The organism is Agrobacterium tumefaciens (assembly GCF_017726655.1).
GTDB lineage: Bacteria > Pseudomonadota > Alphaproteobacteria > Rhizobiales > Rhizobiaceae > Agrobacterium > Agrobacterium tumefaciens_B.
Genome location: NZ_CP072309.1, coordinates 427501 through 451637, shown reverse-complemented (window position 1 = coordinate 451637; position 24137 = coordinate 427501). Strand labels below are relative to the sequence as shown.

Below are 24137 nucleotides of genomic sequence, written 5' to 3'. Positions count from 1 at the left end.
GTTGAAGGCAGATCGTCGGCGGCAGCGTTTCCTCCGCCCGCCGCCTGTCATCCTGGGTCACACAATATCACCGCCGCAAAAATTGCTATGGCCTTATTTTCAGGATAGAACAGGCAATATGAACTTTTATCAATCGAGATTGGCGTAAAATAGGATGGCAAATACTCAAAAAACAGACGGTCTAGATCATTTCGATCTCAAGATTCTCGAGGCGCTCAGCGAAGATGGCCGCATGTCCGTACTGCAACTCTCGAAAAGAGTCGGTCTTTCAAAGACCCCGTGCCAGACGCGGCTGAAGCGACTGGTGGATGAGGGGTACATCCTCGGTTTCCGCGCCATGCTCAATCCGCACAAACTGGGCGTCGATCACATCGCCTTTGCCGAGGTGAAACTGTCTGACACGCGGGAAAAAGCGCTGGAAGAGTTCAACACCGCGGTGCGCAAGATCAAGGAGGTCGAAGAGTGCCATATGATTGCAGGAGCCTTCGACTATCTTCTGAAGGTCCGCACCAGCGATATCCGCAAATACCGACGGGTTCTCGGCGAGAAAATATCGAGCCTTCCGTCCGTCGCAAACACATCTACCTTCGTGGTGATGCAGTCGGTCAAGGAAACCGGCATATAGCGCCCAACGAAAAACGGGCAGACGTCCGCCTGCCCGTTCGATACGTTAGATGTCGTTCGCTCACCGCGCCGTAGCAGCGGCGGTCACTGCCGTCATTTGCGCGTCAGGACCGAACTCATTCTCGTTTTCGATGCCAAGCAGCTCCTGGAGGCGCAATCGGGCGCGACTGACACGGCTCTTGATCGTCCCGACAGGGCAACCGCAGATCTCTGCCGCTTCCTCGTATGCGAAGCCCGAGGCGCCGATCAGCAGAATGGCCTCGCGCTGATCATCGGGCAGTTTCGCGAGCGCAGAGCGGAAGTCCTGAAGATCGACTGATCCATGCTGTTCGGGCGGTACGGACATGCGGGCGGTATAGACCCCATCGGTGTCCTGTACTTCTCGACCCGACTTGCGGATTTGGCTGTAGAATTCGTTGCGCAGGATTGTTACCAGCCAAGCCCGCATATTGGTGCCCGGCTGATAGCTGTCCTGTTTCGCCCACGCCTTCATGATCGTGTCCTGCACAAGGTCGTCAGCACGATCTCTGGAGCGAATGAGGGAAATTGCGAAGGCGCGAAGATTTGGCAGCGCCGCCAGCATTTCCCGTTTGAAATTGTATTCTGTCTTCTCCGGCTCTTTCGCCATCATTCCCCCGAAGCCTTCACGTTGGCTTTGCTTTCGGCTTCATCGAGTTTTTCGAGAAGATCGAGGAACTTGTCAGGGATGCCCTCGTCCTGGACGGCATCGTAAAGCTCCCTGAGCTTACGGGAAATCACCGCCCGCCCGGAGTGCGGAACCTGGGGGGCGGCCGGATTATCCGGCTGGTCTTGGTCCGATTGAAAAATGCTCATAACGTCCGGTATTCCTTTTGTGTCAGGCTAAGAATGCGCGACGAAAAAAATAGTTCCGGGGCTCTGGAACTTTTTTTTGGGCATGTGCGTTGTTATCTCAGGTTTGCGCTGCAAGCCGCATGAAAGGGGAGAATTCCATGTCAGTTTCTACACGCATCGCACCGCACCTGCCATATCTTCGCAGGTTCGCGCGTGCCGTTTGCGGCTCACAATCGACCGGCGATGCCTATGTTGCGGCGACGCTTGAGGCGCTCATTGCCGACATCAGCATCTTTCCGCAGACAAGCAACGATCGCGTTTCGCTTTATCAATTGTTCGTGTCGATCTTTAGTTCCGTCACCATCAACATTAAGGCCGATGAAAATCTGTCAGGATGGGAAAAACGCGCCTCGGCGAACCTCTCTGCCGTGCCGCCGCTCGCCCGTCAGGCCTTTCTTTTGACCACCGTCGAAGAATTCACGCCATCTGAAGCTGCGGAAGTCCTGAAGGTGTCGGAAGACCAGATTGGCAAGCTGATCGACGAGGCGGCCTCTGAAATCGCCCGCCAGGTCGCGACCGACATCATGATCATCGAGGATGAGCCTCTGATCGCCATGGATATCGAGCAGATGGTTACCGATCTTGGCCATCGCGTCACCGGCATCGCCCGTACCCACACGGAAGCACTTGATCTTTTCCATCGCACACAGCCGAAGATGATCCTGGCGGACATTCAGCTCGCCGATGGCAGTTCCGGTCTGGATGCCATGAAGGACATTTTGCAGATGACCACCCTCCCGGTGATCTTCATTACGGCATTCCCCGAACGTCTTCTGACAGGCGAGCGGCCGGAGCCGACCTTCCTCGTCACGAAGCCGTTCAATCCGGACATGGTAAAAGCGCTTATCAGCCAAGCTCTGTTCTTCAATGAAAGCTCACGCGTCGCGGCGTGAAAGTTGCCGAAACCGCGGATTAACCGGGAACCAGTCTGGTGCCCGGACGTTGGCGGTTACGGTCGTGGGACTGCGCCACGACTTTCTGCAAGGAGATGAATTTGCATCGGCTGGCATGGCATAACGCGGATAGGGACGAAAGCGAACTTCACGATTCGCTCGTCCTTGCCTTGCTCGATTCGGGCGAGACGGTCATGTTGCAGGACTGGAACCGCGATTACATTTTCGTGGCCAACCTGCCTGACATCTGGAAAATTCCGGCCGATTCACGTCCTACCGATGAAAATCTTTTCGGTACTGATCTCTCCGTACGTCTCGGCGAGCTGAAAAAGGATATGAAGACGGCAGGCAGCCGTGGCATGCTGGAAGTGAATGCCGGTCATGACCGCGTCTTTCAGTTTCAGATCCACTCCACGCTTAACCAAGCGAACCAGATGGTGATGAAAACCACCATCCGCGAGGTGACGGCGGAAAGGCGTCGTGAGCAGCTTTTACGATCGCTGCTTCGGGAGGTCAGCCATCGCTCCAAGAACCTGCTGGCGATCATTCAGAGCCTCGCCGGGCAGACGGCCCGTTTCAGTCTCACCAAGGATGATTTCCTTCGCAAGTTCCGGGGCAGGCTGCATGCACTCGCCCAAAGCCAGGATCTCATCACGGATTCCGATTGGAGGGGCGCGCGTATATTCGAGCTGCTTCGTCAGCAGTTCGACCTTTACGTCCCCGAATACCCCAACCTGATCCACATGGAGGGTGAAAACCTCCTGCTCAACCCGAACGGTGCACTTTACATCGGGCTCGCCTTCCATGAGCTCGTTGTCAACACCGTCAGCCACGGCGGTAATCTTGCCTTCCATCCGCCCATTATGCTTCAATGTCGCCAGGAAGACGAGTTTTACATCGTTGAATGGAACGAGCCAATGACGCCCTCGAAAGACCCGTCCGAGGCACGGCGCGGCAGCTTCGGAAGCGTTGTGCTGGAAAAGGTGGTGCCGTCTGCCCTCGGCGGAACCGCTGAGTATCATCTTACACCCGAGCGGATCGTCTACCGGCTCAAATTTCCCTCACGCGACATGGACGGCTGAAACCTGGAGCTTGGCAGCGGGAAACAGCCTGCTCCAAGTTTGCCAAAATAAAAAATAGCACGGCTCTTGAAAGAGCCGTGCTATTATTAGGACAGGTTTTCAGGGGCGAAACCTGTTTATTTCGGGCCAAGCTTCAGGCGGGGACGGGGGAATTGCTTGGCCTGCAGTAACAACACGCCTGAACGAAATAGGTTCCACGAAAATTCATTTTTTTGACAAGACGCAGAACCTGGAATTTTAGGGTTTACGCATCGTCTTAAGGCGCGTCTGTCTGTTCTGTTCGTTTCGGCGTGAAATAGCGCATCGGGGCCTCCAGTGACCATTCGAACCCCGTCGCCCGATATGTCGTTATCACTTGGCCGCCGAACGCGCCTTCTGCATGCCTCTTTATGACTGTTGTGCCAAAACCTTTCCGGCTCGGTTCGCTGGCCGCGGGGCCGCCTGTTTCCGTCCAAGCCAGATGAATCATCTGCCGCCCGTCCGTATCATGCAGCCGCCATCGGATCGTAATAGTCCCGGACGGGACCGAGAGCGCGCCGTATTTGATGGAGTTCGTCGTCAGCTCGTGGACAACCAGACCGAAATTCTGGGCGGCCTCGGGGGAGAGCATGAAATCATCACCCTCAAGCGTGACCCGTTGCGCTACCGAGCCGAAAACTTCGAGGTGTGTCTCGATAAGCTTGTGAATGTGCAGGCCCTGCCATTGAACCTCCGCCAGTGCCCTTATCGACATTCCGAGGCCGCGCAGACGGTGGTCCACTTCTTTCTGAAATTCGGGAATGCTTTTATTTTCCCGCCCCAGTTGCCGTATCATTGCCTGAACAAGCGTCAGGATATTCTTGGAACGATGAACCAGCTCGTGCAGCAGCAATTGCAGGCGCTCTTCCGATTGGCTTCTGTCGAAGGATGCGTTGGAAAGCGCATAGGCGACCTGATTGGCTTCCTTGATCTTCGTATCGACGGGCGCGACAATCTCGCCTTCGCCGATCCGTTCCGCCATGCGTGTCAGGTCGCGGATAGAGCGGCGCAGCTGCCGCCCCACGAGATAAGCACCGCCGATCGCGATCAGCACCAGCACAAGGCTGCCGATCATCATCTGCCGCCAGGTGTCGATGAGCGCGGCCTGACTGGCGGCCATTGGGCCCCACATCACCGTCCTCCATTGCCATCCGGGCAACTGGGCATAGGCGTAAAGATTGCCTTTACCGTCAAGAAGGTTGCCGCTGAACGCCTGCATTTCGGTAAGCAGGTCCGCGTTGAAAAAAGGCTTGCCGACCTCCGCCTGGTCCTGCGACGTGGAGGCGACGACGCGGTTGTTTCCATCGATAATCGCGACCGCCCAGTTTCGTGGCAGGTTCTCCGTGGAGATCAGCCGGCTGAGATCGCTCGCATTCTGTGTCAGGATCAGCGCGTCCCCCGCCGCATGCAGTTCTTCATCAAGCGGGAGGGTGACATTGAAAACCCACTCTTTGCTGATGTTGCCGAAAAAAATGTCAGATACGGTGATGCGACGGGCGTCGGCTGCCTTGGCGAGATTTGCCCCCTCAGGCACCCTGCTGAGAGGCTGACCGTAGGCAACTCGGGTGTTGAGCCGCTGCTGCCCATCCTTTGTTGCCAGAATGGCATAAAGCCCGTCTTTGGTCAGACTGTCAGCGACCCGTCCCTGGAATGCCGCTAGATTTCCGCTTTCCAGTTCAGGAAACTGTGAAAGAAGATTGAGCGAGGTGGCGATTTCCTGGAGGCGGCGATCGATGTTGCGGGAAACGGTGCGCACATCCTCGATCGTTTCCCTTTGCAGGTCATCGCGTTTCTCTGCTTCCAGCCTCATCGTGAGGTAACCGACGAAAAGGATCAGCGGCAGCGTCGTTACGGTTGCCATGACCACCAGATAGGTGCCGATCGAGGCTGTGGGGAAAAAATTCGCGCCGCGCCGACGCAAAGCCGAGACTATGTTCATCAGTCTGTTGCCGGGTCGAGGCATGTGAAAACTCCGGCATTTATCCCTTTGTTACACATGGATAATAGCGCGCGACGGCTCATTAGCAATGGCTGATTTTTTACCTTGTGATGTTGTGGTTCACGACATCTCCCGAAGCCGTGATCGGAAAAATCGGAACTATTTTAACAACCATGCCGTTTGCCAGTCGAACCGGTCGAGGAGCGGAGGAAATGTCCCCGCCGGCCAGTTGAGAACGATGAAAGGAAGGTACGAAAATGACCAAGAAACTCGCAACTCTGTTTACCGCCGCTCTGATGGGTACCACCGCTTTCGCGCCGCTTGCCATCGCTCAGGGAACGACGCAGCCGGCACCGGCAACCCCGGGCGCAACCGAGCCGGCAAGCCCTTCTGCTACACCGATGACCCCTTCCGCCCCGACAGCTGGTGACACCGCTGCTGCAACCACGGGCGGCGCTTACATCACTCAGCAGGGTGAAAATCAGGTGAGCGCGAACGACTATATCGGCAAGTCCGTTTACACTGGTGCCGATGAAAGCATCGGTAACGTGACAAACCTCATCATGGAACAGGATGGCGGTCTGGTCGCAGCCGTCATCGGCGTTGGTGGCTTCCTCGGAATCGGCGCAAAGGACGTCGCCGTTCCCATGGAGAAGATCACGATGACCCGTAACGTCGAGGACGGCACCATTCGCCTGACGACGACCGAAACGGCAGAAACGCTGAAGGCCGCGCCCGAGTTCAAGACCCTCGAGCAGAAGGCCAGCGAGCAGAATGCTGCTGCACCGGCGACGCCTGACGGCACGACGACTTCCGCCACCAAGCCCTGATAAGGTTACCTGGGAGGCAGGAGCGGGACAGGCCTGAACTGGCAGTCCCGCGCGAGGCACCGACCGAAAGGTCGGTGCTTTTTTGTGCTCAGTCGCCAGCGTTGCGGGAGGAATGCCACGCCCAGGCGGACTTGATGATGTCGTGTAGCGTGTAACGCGGTTGCCAGCCGAGAACGTCCCGCGCCTTGTCGTTGTTGGCTACGAGGGTCGTCGAGTCCCCATCGCGGCGCTCCGTATACTCGACAGGGAAGGGACGGCCGGAAACTTCAGAAATGGCGGCCAGCAATTCCTTCACCGTGGTGCCAGTTCCGGTCCCGAGATTGAGCTCGACAGTCTCGCCGCCGCCGAGCAGGTAGTCCACCGCCCGCACATGCGCGTCGGCGAGATCGAGGATGTGGATATAATCGCGCACGCATGTGCCGTCGCGCGTATCGTAGTCGGTGCCGAACACCTTGAAGCCCTGTCGCCTGCCTAGCGCTGCCTCGATGGCAAGCGGGATCGCGTGGGTTTCAGGCTTGTGCCATTCACCGATGCGGCCTTCAAAGTCCGCGCCGGCGGCGTTGAAGTAGCGCAGCATTACCGAGCGCAGGCCTTTATAGGTGCTATAATCCTTCAGTGCCTGCTCTACGACCCACTTGGTGCGGCCGTAGGGGTTTATGGGCGCTTGGCGATGTGTCTCATCGATCGGCACCTGTTCAGGCAAACCATAGGTCGCGCAGGTGGAGGAGAAAACAAAGGCCGTCACGCCAGCGTCGATGGCGGCGGAAAGCAGGTTGAGAGATCCGACGACGTTATTGTCGTAGAAGGCAACCGGCTGCTTGACGGATTCGCCGACTTCGATCAGCGCGGCGAAATGAAGGACCGCTTCAGGCTTATGTTTTGCGAAAACCTCGTCCAGCCGTGCCCGGTCGCGAATATCGCCCTGTTCAAATGGCCCCCAGCGGACAAATTCCTCGTGCCCATTGGACAGATTGTCGAAAACGACGGGCTCATAGCCTCTTTCAGAGAGCAGCAGGCAGGTGTGCGAACCGATATAACCGGCGCCGCCAACGACAAGAACTTTCTTCTTCATCAATTGCCTTTCAGAAAATTATGGACGCGCCCGAGACTGTATTTCACTGTGTTCAAAAAAGGGCGGCGAGGCGCGGGAAGCCCCAAGCCAATTTATCCTTCGCCGGTAACATAAAAAAAACCGCGCATCCATGGCTTGGATGCGCGGTTGGTTCGGTTCGCCTGCCAAGAAATCACTTGGTCTTTTTCGTACCTACTCTAGTCGCGAGGAAACCTGCGGCCACTGCGACGGCAAGGGTGGCATAGGGCCGCGCCTGAATTGCGAGTGAAAGCAGAGATTGCAGAGCAAGCGGTGCCGCCGTCAAAGGCGCAGTGGCAGCAAGCGGAGAAATCGGCCTCGTGGCATAAACCCGGGGACGTTTGAGGATCGCAAGCGCGACCAACATGATGACGCCGAGAAGGAATGCCGCACCCGCAACAACGAGGGCCGCCGGTCCGGCCCCGACATGACGGGCAAGATAGATGGAACCCGCCACGACCGCTGCGACGAAGGCGATGAGGAAAAATATCCCAGCAAGTACCGATAGTATTATGACTGACCGCAGTCGTCGGGTGACGACGCGGCCTTCACGCTGGGTCTCTCCCAGATAAACCAGCAATGCCTCAAGCATGAGCTTATCGACGCGTCAGGAGAGCGAGAACGAAGCCGACGCCAACGGCAATGCCGAGCGATTGCAACGGGTTCTTCTGGACCTGATCGGTAAGGTTGTCGTTCAGCGTCGAGATTTCGTTGCGGACGGTGTCGGCCATGTCGCTGGACGCAGAGATCGCATCGTCAGCAACGCGCGCTGCCTGCGCTTTCAGTTCATACGAAGCGCCAACGCCAAGCGCCTTCACACTCTTGGCAAGATTTGCCAGGTCTTCGCGAAGCTGGGAGAGCTGGGCTGCCACGTCGGCTGCATCACCGCTTTCGAGGGATTGCTGGATCTTGTCGTTAACGCTGCTACGCACGCTTGCCATGAGTAAAGTCCTTCCTGAACATCGTTGATCGGGGTTGCGACGTGTCAGAAACCGCCGCCGTTTAACTCTCGTTACGGCGGCAGAAACACCCGCCTGTCCGCGATGGAAACGCGCCCGCTTAGGCTTGGTTCCGTAACGTCATGTGTTTTATTCGTCCGATTTTCAGGGAAAGGCCTTTTTGAAGGAATTCACCCCCGGACATTTGTTTTCCTGTCACAAGCATCATATAAGGCCCATCATCCAAGACCGACGTTGACTTCAATCAATATGTGAAACGACATGCTGCAGACGCCTTATTACCTGATCGACAAGACAAAACTCCTCCGCAACATGGAGAAGATTGCCTATGTGCGTGAAAAATCCGGCGCCAAGGCGCTGCTGGCGTTGAAATGCTTTGCGACTTGGTCGGTCTTCGATTTCATGTCGCAATATATGGACGGCACGACCTCATCGTCGCTTTATGAAGTCCGTCTCGGGCGCGAGAAATTCGGCGGCGAGACCCATGCCTACTCCGTGGCCTACGCTGATTACGAAATCGACGACGTCATTGCGAATGCGGACAAGATCATCTTCAATTCGATCGGTCAGCTGGAGCGTTTTGCCGACAAGGCATCTGGCATCACGCGCGGTCTGCGCCTCAATCCGCAGGTCAGCTCCTCGAGCTTCGACCTCGCCGATCCCGCACGTCCTTTCAGCCGTCTCGGCGAATGGGATGTCGCCAAGGTTGACAAGGTGATGGACCGGATTTCCGGCTTCATGATTCACAACAATTGCGAAAACAGCGATTTTTCCCTGTTTGACCGCATGTTGACGCAGATCGAGGAGAAATTCGGATCGCTGCTGTCGCGCGCCGAATGGGTAAGCCTCGGTGGCGGCATCCACTTTACCGGAGACGATTACCCGCTCGACCAGTTCTGCGACCGTCTGCGCGCCTTCTCCGAAAAATACGGCGTTCAGGTGTATCTCGAGCCGGGCGAAGCGTCGATCACGAAGAGCACGACGCTCGAAGTGACCGTTCTCGACACGCTGTTCAACGGCAAGAACCTCGCCATCGTCGACAGTTCGATCGAGGCGCATATGCTCGATCTCTTGATCTATCGCGAGAGCGCCAAGGTTTCGCCGAACGAGGGCGAACATCCCTACATGGTCTGCGGCAAGTCCTGCCTCGCCGGTGATATCTTCGGCGATTTCCGTTTCGACAAGGAGCTGAAGGTCGGTGACCGCATCTCCTTCCAGGATGCTGCCGGCTATACCATGGTCAAGAAGAACTGGTTCAACGGTGTCAAGATGCCGACGATCGCCATCAAGGAACTCGACGGCTCGGTTCGCGCCGTTCGTGAATTCGACTTTGCCGATTTCGAGCAAAGCCTGTCTTAAACCCTGTTTCAACATCCAACGAAGCTCATCCCTGCGGGGAAAAGGAGGCATCACCTGAAATGAAGAAGAACGTTCTGATCATCGGCGCCGGTGGCGTAGCACAGGTCGTGGCGCATAAATGCGCCCAGAACAGCGATGTATTGGGAGACATTCATATTGCGTCACGGACCTTGGAAAAGTGCCGCAAGATTGTCGAGTCCGTACGCGAAAAGAAGAGCCTCAAGACGGAAGTGAAGCTTGAGGCCCATGCGCTTGACGCGATGGATATCGAGGCGACAAAAGCCTTGATCAAGAAAACCGGCGTGGAAATCGTCATCAATGTCGGTTCGGCTTTTGTCAACATGTCCGTTCTTCGTGCCTGCATGGACACGGGGGTTGCCTATATGGATACGGCGATCCACGAGGATCCGACCAAGATCTGCGAGACGCCGCCGTGGTACGGAAACTACGAGTGGAAGCGCGCGGAGGAATGCAAGGAAAAGGGCATTACCGCCATTCTCGGCGTCGGTTTCGACCCGGGCGTGGTCAACGCCTATGCGCGCCTTGCCAAGGATGAGTATTTCGACAAGGTCACGTCGGTCGATATCGTCGATATCAACGCCGGCAGCCACGGCCGCTGGTTCTCCACCAACTTCGATCCGGAAATCAATTTCCGCGAATTCACGGGCGTCGTTTATTCCTGGCAGAATGGCCAGTGGCAGACGAACCAGATGTTCGAAGTTGGCCAGGAATTCGATCTGCCCGTCGTCGGCAAGCAGAAGGCTTATATGACCGGCCATGACGAGGTGCATTCGCTTTCCAAGAACATGGACGGTGCCGATGTGCGCTTCTGGATGGGCTTCGGCGATCACTACATCAACGTCTTCACCGTGCTGAAGAACCTTGGCCTCTTGTCCGAAAAGCCGGTCAAGACGGCGGAAGGTCTGGAAGTCGTGCCGCTCAAGGTGGTCAAGGCCGTGCTGCCCGATCCGTCCTCGCTCGCGCCCGATTACGTCGGCAAGACCTGTATCGGCGATATCGTCAAGGGTATCAAGGACGGCAAGGAACGCGAAGTCTTCATCTACAATGTGGCCGACCACAAGGACGCTTACGAAGAAGTCGGTTCGCAGGGCATTTCCTACACCGCCGGCGTTCCGCCGGTCGCTGCCGCCATGTTGATCGCGACAGGTGAATGGGATGTGAAGCAGATGGCAAACGTCGAAGAACTGCCGCCGAAGCCGTTCCTGAACCTTCTGAACAAGATCGGTCTTCCGAACCGCATCAAGGACGAAAACGGCGATCGCGCTCTGGAATTCTGAGCGCAGGCGTTTTGATTGCGTTAAATAGAAAGCCCCGCGAAAGCGGGGCTTTTTGCTGAATCTGTCGACCTGAATCGATTGCAAAGTTTTCGCATCCCCGCTCCGTCAAACCGGACTTGATCCGGGGTCTAGCGCGATCAAGTCTTTGATCGCAAAAGGGTCTTCTCACGACGCAGACGCGTCCTGGCTGGATGCCGGATCAGGTCCGGCATGACGGAGGAGGTCGTCGACCGGCTTGAGTCCCACAAAAAGGGACCCATTTTCCTGCAAGAGCCAAAAACGAAGGACGTCCTCAGCCCTTCGTCGGCTTCGGTCCGCGCTTCTCGAAAGGCTTGTCCTTTTTGCCTTCATATTTCGGCTTGTCGCCAAAGGCCTTTTTCTTTTTCCAGGGCTTGTCGTCGCCCTTGCGGTCATCGCGGGGGGCGCTCGCGTTGTCTGACTTGCTGAACTTCCGCTGGGCCTTGGCCGGGCGCGTGTCTTCGCGGAAGCCGCCGGTCATTTCCGGCTTGCCTTCCAGCGCCTTCAGACGAATGCCCTTTTCGAGGGTCATGTCCTTACCGATGGCGGAGGTGAAGCGGTCGACGGCGTCGGCGGCCAGTTCCACGAAGGTCTCGGTCTGCTGCATGCGGATCGCGCCGATATCCTGGCGGGTGATCTTGCCGAAGCGGCAGAGCATCGGGATCAGCCAGCGCGGTTCGGCACTCTGCTTGCGACCGACGGACAGCGAAAACCAGGCGCTGTCGGCGAAATCGGAACGCTCGCGACGCGGTGCGTTGTTCTCAACCGTTTCGAAACTGTCGCGGCGCGGCTTGCGGCTGTTGTCGAGCGACACCTCGGTGATATCCTCGGGAGCAGACCGTCCGGCGTGATAGAGGCGCACGAAGGCGGCGGCAACCTTTTCTGCGCCATGCTGGTCCAGCAGCTTGGTGACGAAATCGCGTTCGTCCTCGGCCACGGCCTCCATCAGCGACGGGTCGGCCAGAAGCCGCGCACCATCACGCTCGATGATTTCTTCCGCAGATGGCGGGTGAACCCAGGCGGCGCTGACCTTCGCGCCTTCCAGCAGGCGTTCAGCCTTGCGACGCTGCGTGACAGGCACGACAACGGCGCTGACGCCCTTCTGCCCGGCACGGCCTGTGCGGCCGGAACGGTGGAGAAGCGTCTCGGAATTGGTCGGCAGGTCGGCGTGAATTACGAGTTCGAGACCCGGAAGATCGATACCGCGGGCGGCAACGTCAGTCGCAACGCAAACGCGGGCGCGGCCGTCGCGCATGGCCTGCAGGGCATGTGTGCGCTCGTTCTGGGTGAGTTCGCCCGAGAGAGCCACGACCGAAAAGCCGCGATTGTTGAGGCGTGCCGTCAGATGATTGACCGCGGCGCGGGTGGAGCAAAACACGATGGCGTTGCGGGCTTCGTAAAAACGCAGCGCATTGATAATGGCGTTCTCGCGATCGGCGGGCGTCACCAGCATGGCGCGATATTCGATATCGACATGCTGCTTCTGCTCGGAAGCAGTTGCGATGCGAACGGCATTCTTCTGATAGCTCTCGGCCAGCTTTGCGATGCTGCGCGGCACGGTTGCCGAGAACATCAGCGTACGGCGATCTTCTGGCGATTCTTCCAGAATGAATTCCAGATCTTCGCGGAAGCCCAGGTCCAGCATCTCGTCGGCTTCGTCGAGCACGACAGCGCGGATCGACGAGAGATCGAGCGCATTGCGCTTGATGTGGTCGCAGAGACGGCCGGGCGTGCCGACGACGATATGCGCACCGCGCTCCAGCGCCCGGCGCTCATTGCGGATATCCATGCCGCCGACGCAGGAGGCAATGGAGACGCCAGCAAATTCGTAAAGCCATTCCAGCTCGCGCTTGACCTGCATGGCCAGTTCACGTGTGGGAGCAATGGCAAGCGCCAGAGGCGCGGCGGCCTGGCCGAAACGGGTGTTGTCACGCAGCAGCGTGGTCGCAAGCGCGATGCCGAAGGCAACGGTTTTGCCGGAACCGGTCTGCGCGGAAACCAGCGCGTCCTTGTCGGCAAGTTCCGGCGCAAGCATGGCCTGCTGCACGGGGGTCAAGTCTTTGTAGCCGCGTTTTTCCAACGCCTGCGCGATCGCCGGGGCGATACCCTGGGTGTCTGTCATCTACCGTCTTTCGGATATGAGCTGCCCGCATCCGCCCGAAACCAATAGGTCCTAAAGTCTCCGGGGCAGCCGATACTGGCCATTTCGGCCATCTGGCCGGTTGCATTGCCGCGCTCATACTGCGAATGGCGCCATTTGTACAGTGCACCGCGGTACGCTCTTTTACGGGTGCTTTATCCCGCCAGAGATTCGAGCCGACAATCCGAACATCTTGCAGGCGCTCAAAAGGCGTACCGCATGGTTCATAAACGGCATTGCGTGCCCCCCGGCTTTTCGCTAAGAGACCCGCAACTTGAGGCTCTTTGTCATGAAGGGCCGACTGGGTGTGTTCTTGTCCGTCCGTCTTCTGAAAGAGCCGGCGGGAAAATGGGATGGTACTGGTCAAGGCTATGGCTCGCATTGTCATGAAATTCGGCGGCACGTCCGTCGCGAACCTCGAACGTATTCACAATGTCGCACGGCATGTGAAACGCGAAGTGGATGCCGGCCATGAAGTGGCCGTGGTTGTTTCGGCCATGTCCGGTAAAACCAACGAGCTGGTGGACTGGGTACAGAACGCGGCCAAGGTCGCGGGAAGCAACGCCGCATCGTTCTACGACGCGCGGGAATATGACGCTGTCGTCGCGTCGGGCGAGCAGGTGACGTCGGGTCTCCTCGCAATCACGCTGCAGTCCATGGGCATCAATGCGCGCTCGTGGCAGGGCTGGCAGATCCCGATCCGCACCGATAATGCGCATGGCGCCGCCCGCATTCTGGAAATCGACGGATCCGATATCGTCAAGCGCATGGGCGAAGGCCAGGTTGCCGTTGTCGCCGGTTTCCAGGGCATCGGTCCGGATAACCGCATCGCAACGCTCGGCCGTGGCGGCTCCGACACCTCGGCCGTTGCCATCGCCGCTGCCGTCAAGGCGGATCGTTGCGACATCTATACGGATGTCGACGGCGTCTACACCACCGATCCGCGCATCGAGCCCAAGGCTCGCCGCATGAAGAAGATCGCCTTCGAGGAAATGCTCGAAATGGCGTCTCTCGGCGCTAAGGTGCTACAGGTGCGCTCGGTCGAGCTTGCCATGGTACACAAGGTGCGCACCTTCGTTCGCTCCAGTTTCGAGGATCCCGATGCACCGGGCATGGGCGACCTCATCAACCCGCCCGGTACTTTGATTTGTGACGAGGATGAAATCGTGGAACAGGAAGTCGTAACCGGCATCGCCTATGCCAAGGATGAAGCACAGATCTCGCTGCGCCGCGTGGCCGATCGTCCGGGCGTCTCCGCCGCGATCTTCGGGCCTCTGGCAGAAGCGCACATCAATGTCGACATGATCGTGCAGAACATCTCCGAAGACGGTTCGCGCACCGACATGACCTTCACCGTTCCTTCGGGTGACGTTGCCAAGGCGCTCAAGGTTCTCGATGACAACAAGGCCCAGATCGGCTTCGACGTCGCGCAGAACGAAACGGGTCTCGCCAAAGTGTCGGTCATTGGTATCGGCATGCGCAGCCATGCGGGCGTTGCCGCCAGCGCGTTCAAGGCGCTGGCCGAGAAGAACATCAACATCAAGGCGATCACCACCTCGGAGATCAAGATTTCGATCCTGATCGACGGCGCCTACGCCGAACTTGCCGTTCGCACTTTGCATTCCGCCTACGGCCTCGATAAAGCTTGAACCCGAGACATCGGTTCCCGATGCTCCGATTCTTCGGAGTTGCGTTCTTCCGATGTGGCGTTTCATGAAGGCGTGTCCCTTGCGGGACGCGCTTCTCTCGCTATAAATTTTTAAATGACGTTTCGATTCTCGAATATTATGAGATTCAGATCGGAAGCGTCGGGGAGCAAACGCGATGAGAGACCTTTCCGCAGGTCCACGCGTCCTGCTCAAGCGGCTGCGCGAAATGATGGCGGAGCACCTTGAACCGCAGGAGCGTCTGGACCAGATCGTCCGTCAGATTGCCAGCAACATGGTGGCGGAGGTTTGCTCGGTCTACGTGCTGCGTTCCGACAGCGTTCTCGAACTTTACGCCACTGAAGGTCTCAACAAGGATGCCGTGCATCTTGCCCAGCTGAAAATGGGGCAGGGCCTTGTCGGCACCATCGCCGCATCCGCCCAACCGCTCAATCTTTCCGATGCGCAGGCGCATCCCGCATTCCGCTATCTCCCTGAAACCGGTGAGGAAATTTATCATTCTTTCCTCGGCGTGCCGATTTTGCGCTCCGGTCGCACTCTTGGCGTTCTTGTGGTCCAGAACAAGGCCAGCCGAACGTATCGGGAGGATGAAGTTGAAGCGCTCGAGACAACCGCGATGCTTATCGCTGAAATAGTGGCGAGCGGTGAATTGAAGAAGATCACCCGCCCCGGCGTGGAGCTCGACCTGACGCGTGCCGTCTCTATCGATGGAGACGCCTATGGCGAAGGCATCGGTCTTGGCCATGTCGTGCTGCACGATCCGCGCATCGTCGTTACGAACCTGCTGAATGAAGATGCGGACACGGAAATCCGGCGTCTTGCCGATGCCATAGGCTCCCTGCGGCTGTCGATCGACGACATGTTGCAACGCCGTGATGTGCCGACCGAAGGCGAACATCGCGAGGTCCTTGAGACCTACCGCATGTTTGCCCACGACCAGGGCTGGGTGCGGCGCATGGAAGAGGCGATCCGCAACGGCCTGACGGCCGAAGCCGCGGTCGAAAAGGTGCAGAGCGACACCAAGGCGCGCATGATGCGTCTGACCGATCCCTATCTGCGCGAACGCATGCACGATTTCGACGATCTCGCCAACCGCCTGCTGCGCCAGCTGATCGGTTTTGGCGGTCGTGGTCCCGAACAGGATTTCCCGGTCGACGCCATTGTGCTGGCGCGTGCCATGGGTGCGGCAGAACTTCTGGATTATCCGCGCGAAAAACTGCGCGGTCTCGTGCTCGAGGACGGCGCGGTAACGAGCCATGTCGTCATCGTGGCGCGTGCCATGGGCATTCCGATCATCGGACAGGCGACGGGTATCGTCGCGCTAGCCGAAAACAACGATCCCGTCATCATCGATGGTGATGACGGTCAGGTGCATCTACGGCCGATGTCGGATCTGCAGCGCGCTTATGAAGAAAAAGTGCGGCTGCGCGCCCGCCGGCAGGAGCAGTTTCGGGCGCTTCGTAATGTCGAGCCGATCACCAAGGATGGCCAGAAAGTCAACCTGAAGATGAACGCCGGTCTTCTGGTAGACCTGCCGCAGCTCGAGGAATCCGGCGCCGATGGCATCGGGCTGTTCCGCACCGAGTTGCAGTTCATGATCGCCTCCAACATGCCGAAGGGCGAGGAGCAGGAGGCATTTTACCGTTCGGTTCTTCGGCAGGCGAAGGGCAAGAGCGTCACCTTCCGCACGCTGGATATCGGTGGCGACAAGGTCGTTTCCTATATGCGCGGGCAGGAAGAGGAAAATCCGGCGCTGGGATGGCGGGCGATCCGCCTGTCGCTCGACCGGCCGGGCCTGATGCGCACGCAGATGCGCGCCCTGCTGCGTGCCGCGTCAGGTGCTGAACTGCGCATGATGTTGCCAATGGTGACGGAGGTTTCCGAAATCCGCGCCGCACGCGATCTTCTCCAGAAAGAAGTGCAGCATCTTTCGAAATTCAGCCATGCGCTGCCGAAAAAGCTGCAATTCGGCGCCATGCTGGAGGTGCCGTCTTTGATGTGGCAGCTCGATGAGCTGATGCAGGAGGTGGATTTCGTTTCCGTCGGCTCGAACGATCTGTTCCAGTTCTCGATGGCGGTGGACCGTGGCAACGCGCGGGTCTCGGATCGTTTCGACACCCTGGGTAAGCCGTTCCTGCGCATTCTGCGTGATATCGTGCGCGCCGGCGAAAGGCATCATACCTCCGTGACGTTGTGCGGCGAAATGGCAAGCAAGCCGCTTTCGGCGATGGCTTTGATCGGCCTCGGTTTCCGTTCGGTGTCCATGTCGCCAACGGCGATCGGTCCGGTCAAGGCGATGCTGCTCGGTCTCGATGCTGCGAGCCTGGCCGAGGAGCTAAACGCAGCGCTGGACGATCACAATTCGCTGGAAAGCGCGCGCGAGGTGTTGTTACGCTTTGCAGCGACGCATTCCATTCCCATCTAACAAGACCTGTTTCATAATTGGAGTGACTGGTGGCGAAGCTTCCCGTCGAAAAAATGCGCGAGTTGGAAAGGCGTTTCGGTGAAATCGAAGCGCGAATGTCGGCCGGGCCTGCTGCGGATGTGTATGTGAAGCTGGCTTCGGAATATTCCGAACTCGAGCCGGTGGTGAAGAAGATACGCGAGTACGAAAAAGCTGTTTCCGAGGCCGCCGATCTCGAAGCGCTGCTTGCCGACAAGACGACCGACAAGGATATGCGCGAACTGGCGGAAATGGAGCTGCCGGAAATCGACAGCCGGATCGAGGATCTCGAGAAGGACATGCAGGTCCTGCTGCTGCCGAAGGATGCAGCAGATGAAAAGAGTGCAATTCTTGAAATCCGCGCCGGAACCGGCGGTTCCGAGGCGGCGCTTTTCGCCGGCGATCTTTTTCGCATGTATGAGCGCTTTGCTGCTTCCAAGGGCTGGAAGGTGGAGGTTCTTTCCGCAAGCGAGGGTGAGGCGGGTGGTTACAAGGAAATCATCGCCACCATCAGCGGGCGAGGGGTATTCTCCAAGCTGAAATTCGAATCGGGCGTTCACCGCGTCCAACGCGTCCCGGAGACGGAAGCAAGCGGCCGCATCCACACCTCCGCCGCCACGGTTGCGGTGTTGCCGGAAGCTGAGGACATCGACATAGAAATCCGCCCGGAAGACATTCGTATCGACACCATGCGCGCGTCGGGTGCAGGCGGTCAGCACGTTAACACCACCGACTCGGCGGTTCGCATCACCCATCTTCCAACGGGTCTGATCGTCACCAGCTCGGAAAAATCGCAGCACCAGAACCGAGCCAAGGCCATGCAGGTGCTGCGGTCACGTCTCTATGACATCGAGCGTCAGAAGGTAGAGAGCGAACGCTCTGCCGACCGTAAGAGCCAGGTCGGCTCAGGCGACCGGTCCGAGCGCATCCGCACCTATAATTTCCCGCAAGGCCGCGTCACCGATCACCGCATCAATCTCACGCTCTACAAGCTGGACCGCATGATCGAGGGCGAGATCGATGAACTCTTGGATGCGCTGATCGCCGATTATCAGGCGGGACAGCTCGCCCAGCTCGGCGAGCAGCTTTGAGCACTTCGGGCGAAGGGAGCGTTGCAAGCGTGCTTGCCGCCGCCCGCAAAAGGCTGCAGGCCGCCGGGATCGGCGATCCGCTTTTCGATGCGCGGGTTATGATTGCTGATGTCGTCGGTTTCTCATTGACCGATTTCGTGATGAAGCCAGACCGTCCAGTCACCGTGGAAGAAAATGCCCGTATCGTCGCCATGATCGAACGTCGGGCCAGTGGCGAACCCGTTCACCGCATTCTCGGTCACCGCGAGTTTCATGGTCTGGATCTTCTGTTGTCGAAGGAAACGCTTGAGCCACGGCCGGATACGGAAGTTCTGGTCGATACGCTGTTGGCGGCGCTGAAAAAAATTGTTTCCGCCAAGGGCAGCGCTCGTATTCTGGACATGGGCACCGGCACCGGGGCGATCTGTCTGGCACTGTTGAAGGAGTGCCCAGAAGCGACCGGAATCGGCAGCGACATCTCCCTTGATGCGCTGGAGACGGCGGCCAAAAATGCAGCCCGAAACGGCCTCGGAAAACGCTTCGCAACCATACGCAGCGACTGGTTCGAAAAAATCTCTGGTCGCTTTGACATAATTGCGTCGAATCCGCCCTATATAAGAACGGATGTCGTCGCAACGCTCGACCAGGAGGTTCGTAACCACGACCCGATGGCCGCGTTGGACGGAGGTCAGGACGGCCTTGCGCCGTACCGCCTCATCGCCGCCGATGCAGGTCGTTTTCTTGTGGAAAACGGGATTGTCGGTGTAGAGATCGGTTTCGATCAAAAACTTGATGTTTCCGCTATATTTGCTTCCCACGGCTTCTCTCTTCTGGGCGCCGTCAAGGATTATGGCGGTAATGATCGCGTTTTGACCTTCCGGAGAGAGTTGTGAGCGATTTGTTTGCGGGCTTTTTTCAAGGATATTTTGCACAGCAAAAGAAAAGGCTTGGATTTCCGCGGGAAGCGGGATAGTTTGCGGCCACATGCCGGGTGGCTGAGGACGAACTGAGATTCGTCAGGGTATGGGTCAGTCCCGAAGCGGGTTCTTTTGAGAACCCTGAAAGGCTGGGCGTTTCCGGCATGTGAATCAGGAAACTTTGTTCGCAGGCGGCTCGGTGCAGCATTTGCGCAGCCGGTCGTCATACGCGAGGTCTTGCCCAGGAGTTATCTTCGGCAAGGCGCGTGATGGAGCAATTTCAGGAAAAATTTCCAGCGGTTTTCCGCCCGGAATTGCATGAAAACAACCAGATTGTCAGCAAAAACAGAATTCAGGTGAGCAATTGATGAGGCCAGGACAGCAAAACAAGCGCGGCCGGGGGCGTGGAAACAACAACAATAACAATGGTGGCGGTAACAACAATAATTTCAACCGCAAGGGCGGCAATCCGCTGACCAGAACTTATGACAGTTCCGGCCCCGATGTTAAAATCCGTGGCACTGCGCAGCACATAGCGGAAAAATACGCCGCTTTGGCGCGCGACGCGCAGAGCTCCGGCGACCGCGTCATGGCGGAGAATTATCTCCAGCACGCTGAACATTATAACCGTATCATCGCATCGGCCCAGGCCCAGATGCAGGAACGCTTCCAGCGCGACGACCGCGGCGACTATTCCGGGCCCGATGGCGACGATATGGACGTGAATGATGGCGAGGAAGGCGTCGTTGCACCGCAGCAGCCGGCCGAACAGGCCGAGCGCGCGCAACAGCCTGACCGTCAGGAGCGTGCTGAGCGAAACGAGCAGCGTCAGGAACGTCGCGAGCGTCCGGATCGCCGCGAACGGCAGGAGCGCCAGCCGCGCCAGCCGCAGATGGCCGCCGAACAGCAGCCGCCGGTTTACGACGCCAGCCAGGCGCCCCAGCCCGTGATCGAGGGCACGCCCATGGAAGTGGCTGTCGAGGAAGAGCAGCAGCAGGCCGAGGCGCCGGCGGCTGAACGCGCCCCGAAGACCCGCCGTGCGGCTGCCCCCCGTCAGCGCCGGCCGCGCCGCACCGCCACGGCGGAAGGTGCGGAAGGCGAAGAAAAGCCTGCCGGTGAAGAGGCTGCGCCTCTCGAGAATGCTGCCGAATAAGCAGCATCTGCAAATCACATCGCGATTGAAAAACTCCGGCTTGCCGGAGTTTTTTGTTTTCGGCGATCCTTCGCATTCTCCGGCTTTATTGGACTGGCGAATTGACACCTGTCAGGTAGACCGAAAATTTCCCGATACGGTAGATTCACTCCCCTTTAAACCGATGAAAACGCCTCCCATATTCGTGCAGGAAGGATAAAACCGCATTGTCGGTGCCGACCAGCGAGAGGCGACGGGCGTGAAATCTCTTCAACACGGCTGTCGTAGCGGGGCTTGCCTTTTGAGGGAGCCTCAACCCTAACACCCGGAGCCGTGCCGAAAGCGGGCGGACCGGTCTATGGAGGTTCGACTATGAATATTGAAAAATACTCCGAGCGCGTTCGCGGTTTTCTGCAATCGGCGCAAACCTTTGCGCTTGCCGAAAACCATCAGCAGTTTTCGCCCGAACATGTTCTGAAGGTTCTGCTTGATGACGAGCAGGGCATGGCGGCATCACTCATTGAGCGCGCCGGCGGCAACGCCAAGGAAGCGCGGCTCGCCAATGACGCGGCCCTTGCGAAGTTGCCGAAGGTTTCCGGCGGTAACGGCGGCCTTGCGCTGACTGCGCCGCTTGCCAAGGTTTTCTCCACTGCTGAAGACCTTGCGAAGAAGGCCGGCGACAGTTTTGTCACCGTCGAGCGTCTTCTGCAGGCGCTTGCAATCGAAAGCTCTGCGTCCACCTCGGCTTCCCTGAAGAAGGCGGGTGCGACCGCACAGGCGCTTAATCAGGTCATCAATGACATTCGCAAGGGCCGCACGGCTGACAGCGCCAACGCTGAACAGGGCTTCGATGCGCTGAAGAAGTTCGCGCGCGACCTGACGGAAGAAGCCCGCGAAGGCAAGCTCGACCCTGTTATCGGTCGCGACGACGAGATTCGCCGCACCATTCAGGTCCTGTCGCGCCGTACCAAGAACAACCCCGTTTTGATCGGTGAACCAGGCGTCGGTAAAACAGCTATCGCGGAGGGCCTTGCGCTGCGCATCGTCAATGGCGACGTGCCTGAAAGCTTGAAAGAGAAGAAGCTAATGGCGCTCGATATGGGAGCGCTGATTGCCGGCGCAAAATATCGCGGTGAGTTCGAGGAGCGCCTGAAGGCTGTCCTTAATGAGGTACAGGCCGAAAATGGCGGCATCATCCTGTTCATCGACGAGATGCACACGCTTGTCGGTGCTGGCAAGGCGGATGGCGCCATGGATGCGTCCAACCTGCTCAAGCCCGCTCTTGCCCGTGGTGAGCTGCACTGCGTGGGCGCCACAACGCTCGATGAATACCGCAAGCACGTCGAAAAGGATCCGGCCCTTGCCCGCCGGTTCCAGCCCGTGTTGGTGGACGAGCCGACCGTTGAGGACACGATCTCGATCCTGCGCGGGTTGAAGGAAAAATACGAACAGCACCACAAGGTCCGCATCTCGGATTCGGCCCTGGTTGCGGCTGCGACGCTTTCCAACCGCTACATCACTGATCGGTTCTTGCCTGATAAGGCAATCGACCTGATGGACGAGGCCGCCTCGCGTCTTCGCATGCAGGTGGATTCCAAGCCGGAGGAGCTGGACGAACTGGATCGCCGCATCATTCAGTTGAAGATCGAACGCGAAGCCCTGAAGCAGGAAACTGACCAGTCCTCCGCTGATCGCCTGAAGAAGCTGGAAGACGAGCTGGCGGATACGGAAGAAAAGGCGGATGCGCTGACGGCCCGCTGGCAGGCGGAAAAGCAGAAGCTCGGCCACGCCGCCGATCTTAAGAAGCGGCTGGATGAGGCCCGCAACGAATTGGCGATTGCTCAGCGCAACGGTCAGTTCCAGCGGGCCGGCGAGTTGACCTATGGCATCATTCCTGGCCTCGAAAAGGAACTGGCTGCGGCGGAAGCCCGCGACAGCAGCGGTGCCGGCTCGATGGTGCAGGAAGTGGTCACGGCCGACAACATCGCTCATGTCGTGTCCCGCTGGACCGGCATTCCGGTCGATAAGATGCTCGAAGGCCGGCGTGAAAAGCTGCTGCGCATGGAAGACGAACTTGCCAAGTCCGTTGTCGGGCAGGGCGAGGCCGTTCAGGCGGTTTCCAAGGCTGTCCGCCGTTCGCGTGCCGGCCTGCAGGATCCCAACCGGCCGATCGGTTCGTTCATCTTCCTCGGCCCGACGGGCGTGGGCAAGACCGAGCTTACCAAGTCGCTCGCCCGCTTCCTGTTCGACGACGAAACCGCGATGGTTCGCCTCGACATGTCGGAATATATGGAGAAGCACTCCGTTGCCCGGCTGATCGGCGCGCCTCCCGGCTATGTCGGTTATGAAGAGGGTGGGGCGCTCACGGAAGCGGTTCGCCGCCGGCCCTATCAGGTCGTGCTGTTTGACGAGATCGAAAAAGCGCATCCGGATGTCTTCAACGTCCTGCTGCAGGTGCTGGATGATGGCCGTCTGACGGATGGCCAGGGCCGCACCGTCGATTTCAAGAACACGATCATCATCATGACCTCGAACCTCGGTTCGGAATTCATGACGCAGATGGGCGACAATGACGATGTGGATTCGGTTCGTGAACTGGTGATGGAGCGGGTTCGGTCGCATTTCCGGCCGGAATTCCTAAACCGTATCGACGATATCATCCTGTTCCATCGCCTGCGGCGCGACGAAATGGGTGCGATCGTGGAAATCCAGTTGAAGCGTCTCGTTTCGCTGCTTGGCGATCGCAAGATTTCGCTCGAACTGGATGAGGATGCCCGAACCTGGCTTGCCAACAAGGGTTACGATCCTGCCTATGGCGCTCGACCGCTGAAGCGGGTGATCCAGAAATCCGTTCAGGACCGGCTCGCCGAGATGATCCTCGGTGGCGAAATTCCTGATGGTTCGCGGGTCAAGGTCACCTCGGGAACCGATCGGCTGCTGTTCAAGGTCAAGCCCGCGAAGGGTGAGGCCGAGACCGCCGATGCGGCATAAAACGAGAGGGCTCCGGAAACGGAGCCCTTTTCGCATGGTCGTTTCTGACGATCTCAGATTTCTCGCGGATTAGCGGCTCGCTACCTGCTTATTTTTCTCATCGATATTCAGCAGATTATCGATGCGCTTTCTCTCGTCTGAGAAACGCGCCAGAGCCTCGCCGGAAAGCGACTTGCCGCCTGGCAGGCGGACTTTCATGGCGTCCACCTTGGTGCCGTTGACAATCAACTCGTAATGCAGATGGGCACCGGTAGAAAGCCCGGTCGACCCCACATAACCAATGACCTGCCCCTGCCGCACCTTGGAGCCTTCGGTCACCCCCTTGGCGATGGCGCTCTGGTGGTTATAGGAGGATACATAGCCGTTGGCGTGACGGATCAGCGTCTGGTTGCCGTAACCGGAGGCCCAGCCGGCCTTTTCCACGGTGCCGTTACCCGTCGCGATGATCGGGGTCCCGCGTGGTGCGGCCCAATCGGTGCCGGTATGCATGCGACTGAACTTCAGGACGGGGTGGCGACGCATGCCAAAACCTGATGTCATGCGGCCGTTCGGGACCGGGTTGCGCAACAGGAACTGGCGGATGCTTTTGCCGTTCTCATCGAAATAATCGATGCTGTTGTCATCCGAATTCTGGAATCGGTAAAACCGGGTCTCGTTGTCGCCGAATTTGGCGTTGACGTAGAGTAGCTCGGATTTGTCCGTCGCCATGCCGTCCGCGTCTTCTACGGAAAAGAAGGCCTCGAGCGTATCGGTCGGCTTGAGCTGCGCCTGAAAATCAACGCTGCTGGCAAGAA

The 24137-nt window shown here is 58.3% G+C and carries 20 protein-coding genes (1 of these 20 running past the window's edge); 12 read left to right on the top strand and 8 right to left on the bottom strand.

Going from position 1 to position 24137, the window contains the following annotated elements:
- The first annotated feature begins 154 nt into the window (after positions 1–154).
- Positions 155–625: an Lrp/AsnC family transcriptional regulator gene (locus AT6N2_RS16190; protein ID WP_209090199.1), complete on the top strand. Its 471-nt coding sequence runs from the start codon at positions 155–157 to the stop codon at positions 623–625.
- Between the two features lie 60 nt (positions 626–685).
- Here AT6N2_RS16190 and AT6N2_RS16185 read toward each other — a convergent pair whose 3' ends face one another.
- Both AT6N2_RS16185 and AT6N2_RS16180 read right to left on the bottom strand, forming a co-directional pair.
- A complete protein-coding gene (locus tag AT6N2_RS16185; protein WP_063947259.1) occupies positions 686–1252 on the bottom strand; it encodes a sigma-70 family RNA polymerase sigma factor in 567 nt (188 codons plus the stop codon).
- Positions 1252–1458, bottom strand: coding sequence for a NepR family anti-sigma factor (locus AT6N2_RS16180; protein WP_063947228.1), 207 nt, complete (start codon positions 1456–1458; stop codon positions 1252–1254). Before AT6N2_RS16180 ends, AT6N2_RS16185 begins: the two co-directional genes overlap by 1 nt.
- Before the next feature lie 137 nt (positions 1459–1595).
- On the opposite strand from AT6N2_RS16180, the gene AT6N2_RS16175 reads away from it, so the two are divergent.
- Positions 1596–2390, top strand: a complete 795-nt coding sequence (locus AT6N2_RS16175) for a response regulator (RefSeq protein ID WP_063947229.1) — start codon at positions 1596–1598, stop codon at positions 2388–2390.
- A gap of 95 nt (positions 2391–2485) precedes the next feature.
- Positions 2486–3472, top strand: coding sequence for a sensor histidine kinase (locus AT6N2_RS16170; RefSeq protein ID WP_063947230.1), 987 nt, complete (start codon positions 2486–2488; stop codon positions 3470–3472).
- Positions 3473–3728: 256 nt separating this feature from the next.
- Here AT6N2_RS16170 and AT6N2_RS16165 read toward each other — a convergent pair whose 3' ends face one another.
- Entirely contained in the window at positions 3729–5453 is a 1725-nt protein-coding gene (locus AT6N2_RS16165) for a sensor histidine kinase (RefSeq protein ID WP_209090198.1), read from the bottom strand.
- 233 nt (positions 5454–5686) lie between these two features.
- Here AT6N2_RS16165 and AT6N2_RS16160 point away from each other — a divergent pair, with 233 nt between their 5' ends.
- Entirely contained in the window at positions 5687–6259 is a 573-nt protein-coding gene (locus AT6N2_RS16160) for a PRC-barrel domain-containing protein (protein WP_209090191.1), read from the top strand.
- An 88-nt stretch (positions 6260–6347) separates the two neighbouring features.
- Here the strand turns inward: AT6N2_RS16160 and galE are convergent, their stop codons facing one another.
- The 3 genes from galE to AT6N2_RS16145 form a co-directional block, all read right to left on the bottom strand.
- A complete protein-coding gene (galE, locus tag AT6N2_RS16155) occupies positions 6348–7331 on the bottom strand; it encodes a UDP-glucose 4-epimerase GalE (RefSeq protein ID WP_209090190.1) in 984 nt (327 codons plus the stop codon).
- 172 nt (positions 7332–7503) lie between these two features.
- Positions 7504–7941: a hypothetical protein gene (locus AT6N2_RS16150; RefSeq protein WP_209090189.1), complete on the bottom strand. Its 438-nt coding sequence runs from the start codon at positions 7939–7941 to the stop codon at positions 7504–7506.
- 4 nt (positions 7942–7945) lie between these two features.
- On the bottom strand, positions 7946–8290 hold the full coding sequence (locus tag AT6N2_RS16145) for a DUF883 family protein (RefSeq protein ID WP_063947235.1): 345 nt from the start codon (positions 8288–8290) through the stop codon (positions 7946–7948).
- Positions 8291–8569: 279 nt separating this feature from the next.
- Between AT6N2_RS16145 and nspC the strand changes: the two genes are divergently transcribed.
- Both nspC and AT6N2_RS16135 read left to right on the top strand, forming a co-directional pair.
- Entirely contained in the window at positions 8570–9667 is a 1098-nt protein-coding gene (nspC, locus tag AT6N2_RS16140) for a carboxynorspermidine decarboxylase (RefSeq protein WP_209090188.1), read from the top strand.
- Between the two features lie 59 nt (positions 9668–9726).
- A complete protein-coding gene (locus AT6N2_RS16135) occupies positions 9727–10965 on the top strand; it encodes a saccharopine dehydrogenase family protein (RefSeq protein ID WP_006698037.1) in 1239 nt (412 codons plus the stop codon).
- A 292-nt stretch (positions 10966–11257) separates the two neighbouring features.
- Here AT6N2_RS16135 and AT6N2_RS16130 read toward each other — a convergent pair whose 3' ends face one another.
- On the bottom strand, positions 11258–13105 hold the full coding sequence (locus AT6N2_RS16130) for a DEAD/DEAH box helicase (protein WP_063947237.1): 1848 nt from the start codon (positions 13103–13105) through the stop codon (positions 11258–11260).
- A gap of 389 nt (positions 13106–13494) precedes the next feature.
- Between AT6N2_RS16130 and AT6N2_RS16125 the strand changes: the two genes are divergently transcribed.
- From AT6N2_RS16125 to clpB, 6 genes are all read left to right on the top strand, one after another.
- The gene (locus AT6N2_RS16125) at positions 13495–14772 is read left to right on the top strand and encodes an aspartate kinase (RefSeq protein ID WP_063947260.1); all 1278 of its coding nucleotides are present in this window, start codon (positions 13495–13497) and stop codon (positions 14770–14772) included.
- Positions 14773–14947: 175 nt separating this feature from the next.
- On the top strand, positions 14948–17215 hold the full coding sequence (gene ptsP, locus AT6N2_RS16120; RefSeq protein ID WP_063947238.1) for a phosphoenolpyruvate--protein phosphotransferase: 2268 nt from the start codon (positions 14948–14950) through the stop codon (positions 17213–17215).
- A gap of 29 nt (positions 17216–17244) precedes the next feature.
- Positions 17245–18324: a peptide chain release factor 1 gene (gene prfA, locus AT6N2_RS16115; protein WP_063947239.1), complete on the top strand. Its 1080-nt coding sequence runs from the start codon at positions 17245–17247 to the stop codon at positions 18322–18324.
- Positions 18321–19196, top strand: coding sequence for a peptide chain release factor N(5)-glutamine methyltransferase (gene prmC / locus AT6N2_RS16110; protein ID WP_209090187.1), 876 nt, complete (start codon positions 18321–18323; stop codon positions 19194–19196). The genes prfA and prmC overlap by 4 nt, the downstream gene beginning before the upstream one ends.
- 391 nt (positions 19197–19587) lie before the next feature.
- On the top strand, positions 19588–20373 hold the full coding sequence (locus AT6N2_RS16105) for a DUF4167 domain-containing protein (RefSeq protein WP_063947241.1): 786 nt from the start codon (positions 19588–19590) through the stop codon (positions 20371–20373).
- A gap of 351 nt (positions 20374–20724) precedes the next feature.
- A complete protein-coding gene (clpB, locus tag AT6N2_RS16100; RefSeq protein WP_209090186.1) occupies positions 20725–23343 on the top strand; it encodes an ATP-dependent chaperone ClpB in 2619 nt (872 codons plus the stop codon).
- A 69-nt stretch (positions 23344–23412) separates the two neighbouring features.
- Here clpB and AT6N2_RS16095 read toward each other — a convergent pair whose 3' ends face one another.
- Positions 23413–24137 carry the 3' end of a M23 family metallopeptidase gene (locus AT6N2_RS16095; protein ID WP_063947243.1) on the bottom strand. It continues 1222 nt past the right edge of the window, so 725 of the gene's 1947 nt are visible here — the last part of the coding sequence; its start codon lies beyond the right edge, outside the window; the stop codon is at positions 23413–23415.

What these genes read in the sequence shown, in the direction of transcription:
- galE (WP_209090190.1), bottom strand. Translation starts at nt 7,331, where the DNA reads ATGAAGAAGAAAGTTCTTGTCGTTGGCGGCGCCGGTTATATCGGTTCG.
- AT6N2_RS16160 (WP_209090191.1), top strand. Translation starts at nt 5,687, where the DNA reads ATGACCAAGAAACTCGCAACTCTGTTTACCGCCGCTCTGATGGGTACC.
- ptsP (WP_063947238.1), top strand. Translation starts at nt 14,948, where the DNA reads ATGAGAGACCTTTCCGCAGGTCCACGCGTCCTGCTCAAGCGGCTGCGC.
- AT6N2_RS16165 (WP_209090198.1), bottom strand. Translation starts at nt 5,453, where the DNA reads ATGCCTCGACCCGGCAACAGACTGATGAACATAGTCTCGGCTTTGCGT.
- AT6N2_RS16105 (WP_063947241.1), top strand. Translation starts at nt 19,588, where the DNA reads ATGAGGCCAGGACAGCAAAACAAGCGCGGCCGGGGGCGTGGAAACAAC.
- AT6N2_RS16150 (WP_209090189.1), bottom strand. Translation starts at nt 7,941, where the DNA reads ATGCTTGAGGCATTGCTGGTTTATCTGGGAGAGACCCAGCGTGAAGGC.
- AT6N2_RS16190 (WP_209090199.1), top strand. Translation starts at nt 155, where the DNA reads ATGGCAAATACTCAAAAAACAGACGGTCTAGATCATTTCGATCTCAAG.
- clpB (WP_209090186.1), top strand. Translation starts at nt 20,725, where the DNA reads ATGAATATTGAAAAATACTCCGAGCGCGTTCGCGGTTTTCTGCAATCG.
- nspC (WP_209090188.1), top strand. Translation starts at nt 8,570, where the DNA reads ATGCTGCAGACGCCTTATTACCTGATCGACAAGACAAAACTCCTCCGC.
- AT6N2_RS16185 (WP_063947259.1), bottom strand. Translation starts at nt 1,252, where the DNA reads ATGGCGAAAGAGCCGGAGAAGACAGAATACAATTTCAAACGGGAAATG.
- AT6N2_RS16180 (WP_063947228.1), bottom strand. Translation starts at nt 1,458, where the DNA reads ATGAGCATTTTTCAATCGGACCAAGACCAGCCGGATAATCCGGCCGCC.
- AT6N2_RS16145 (WP_063947235.1), bottom strand. Translation starts at nt 8,290, where the DNA reads ATGGCAAGCGTGCGTAGCAGCGTTAACGACAAGATCCAGCAATCCCTC.
- AT6N2_RS16135 (WP_006698037.1), top strand. Translation starts at nt 9,727, where the DNA reads ATGAAGAAGAACGTTCTGATCATCGGCGCCGGTGGCGTAGCACAGGTC.
- AT6N2_RS16130 (WP_063947237.1), bottom strand. Translation starts at nt 13,105, where the DNA reads ATGACAGACACCCAGGGTATCGCCCCGGCGATCGCGCAGGCGTTGGAA.
- AT6N2_RS16170 (WP_063947230.1), top strand. Translation starts at nt 2,486, where the DNA reads ATGAATTTGCATCGGCTGGCATGGCATAACGCGGATAGGGACGAAAGC.
- AT6N2_RS16125 (WP_063947260.1), top strand. Translation starts at nt 13,495, where the DNA reads ATGGCTCGCATTGTCATGAAATTCGGCGGCACGTCCGTCGCGAACCTC.
- AT6N2_RS16175 (WP_063947229.1), top strand. Translation starts at nt 1,596, where the DNA reads ATGTCAGTTTCTACACGCATCGCACCGCACCTGCCATATCTTCGCAGG.